The sequence below is a fragment of the Stenotrophomonas sp. 2YAF22 genome, from assembly GCF_052114665.1.
Taxonomy (GTDB): Bacteria; Pseudomonadota; Gammaproteobacteria; order Xanthomonadales; family Xanthomonadaceae; genus Stenotrophomonas; species Stenotrophomonas indicatrix.
The window spans coordinates 1-2,036 of sequence record NZ_JBFRFE010000698.1; the positions used below are offsets into that span (position 1 = coordinate 1).

The window sequence follows — 2,036 nt, forward strand, 5'->3', positions numbered from 1 at the left end:
GTAGACGTGGCGCAGCGTTTCCGGAATCTGGGTGATGGCCTGGATCGAGCCGTCGGCCAGCTTGATCGCATCGCGCATTTCCGGGGTCCAGTGGCCCAGCTTCTTCAGCTCGTTCACCAGGTAACGGTTCACCTGCAGGAAGTCACCGGACAGCGTCTCGCGCTTGAACAGGTTGGACACCTGCGGTTCCACGCACTCGTAGCAACCGGCGATGGAGGCGATGGTGGCGGTCGGGGCGATCGCGATCATCAGCGAGTTGCGCAGGCCGTGTTCCTTGATGCGCTCACGCAGGGCATCCCAGCGCGCGGCATCTTCCGGCACCACGTTCCACGCATCGAACTGAAGCTCGCCGCTGGCCGCACGGGTGTCGGCGAAGGACGGGTGCTTGCCGCGTTCCTGGGCCAGTTCGACCGAGGTTTCCAGCGCGTGGAAGTAGATGGTCTCGGCAATCTTCTTCGACAGCGCGCGGGCTTCGGCGCCATCGAACGGCAGGCGCTTGCGGAAGAACACGTCCTGCAGGCCCATGCAGCCCAGGCCGACCGGACGCCAGCGCAGGTTGCCGCGGCGTGCCGATTCGATCGGGTAGAAGTTCAGGTCGATCACGCGGTCCAGCTGGCGCACGGCCAGGCGCACGGTGTCGGCCAGCTTGTCGAAATCGAACTCGCCGTTGCCGTCGAAGTGGTTGCCCAGGTTGATCGAACCCAGATTGCACACCGCGGTTTCTTCAGCCGAGGTGACTTCCAGGATCTCGGTGCACAGGTTGGACAGGTGGATCACGTTGCCGGCGCGCAGGGTCTGGTTGCTGGCGCGGTTGCACTTGTCCTTGAAGGTCATCCAGCCGTTGCCGGTCTCGGCCAGGGTGCGCATCATCCGCGAGTACAGCTTGCGCGCGGAGATGGTGCGGTTGGCCTTGCCCTGTGCTTCGGCCTGCAGGTAGGCGGCCTCGAAGGCTTCGCCGAACAGATCGGTGAATTCAGGCACCACGCGCGGATCGAACAGCGACCATTCCTGGTCCGATTCGACACGCTTCATGAACAGGTCCGGGATCCAGTTGGCCAGGTTCAGGTTGTGCGCACGGCGCGATTCGTCGCCGGTGTTGTCACGCAGCTCGAGGAAGTCCTCGATGTCGGCGTGCCAGGTTTCCAGGTACACGCAGGCCGCGCCCTTGCGCTTGCCGCCCTGGTTCACCGCAGCCACCGACGAATCCATGGTCTTCAGCCACGGCACGATGCCGTTGGAGTGGCCGTTGGTCGACTTGATCAGCGAGCCACGCGAACGCACGCGGGTGTAGCTGACGCCGATGCCGCCGGAGAACTTGGACAGCTGGGCAATGTCGCCGTACTTGGAGTAGATCGATTCCAGCGAATCCTGCGGCGAGTCCAGCAGGAAGCACGAGGACAGCTGCTCGTGGGTGGTGCCGGAGTTGAACAGGGTCGGGCTGGACGGCAGGTAGTCCAGGTTGCCCATGCGCTTGTACAGCGCCAGGGTTTCCGGCACGTCCTCGCTCAGCGCGCTGGCGATGCGCAGGAAGAACTGCTGCGGGGTCTCGATCACCTTGCGGGTGTGCGGGTGGCGCAGCAGGTAGCGGTCGTACAGGGTACGCAGGCCGAAGTAATCGAAGTTCAGGTCCAGCGAGATGTCGATGGCATCGTTGAGCTTGCGTGCGTTGGTCTGCACGAAGTTCAGCAGGCGGTCGTTGATCAGGCCCACTTCGTGGCCACGACCCACGGACTGCGAGAACGCGTGGATTTCCTGGTTGGACACTTCCTTGGCGATGAAGTTGGCCAGCAGGCGCGCGGCCAGGCGGCCGTACTCGGGCTCTTCGCCGATCAGCAGCGCCGCGGTGCGGATGGACAGTTCGTCCAGCTCCTGCGTGGTGGCGCCGTTGTACAGGCCGGAAATGGTGCGGGTGGCCACACGCATCGGATCGACGGCGTGCAGGCCTTCTGAGGAACGCTGCACCGCGCGGACGATCTTGTTCAGATCCACCAGTTCGGTCGTGCCATTGCGCTTGGTCACACTCATCGCGTTGGACG

Annotated in this window: 1 protein-coding gene; it reads right to left on the reverse strand. The window is 64.0% G+C overall.

What is annotated here, in order from left to right; translation table 11 throughout:
- On the reverse strand, positions 1 to 2,036 hold a 2,036-nt coding region (locus tag AB4Y84_RS20080), incomplete at both ends, for a ribonucleoside-diphosphate reductase subunit alpha (protein WP_442250767.1).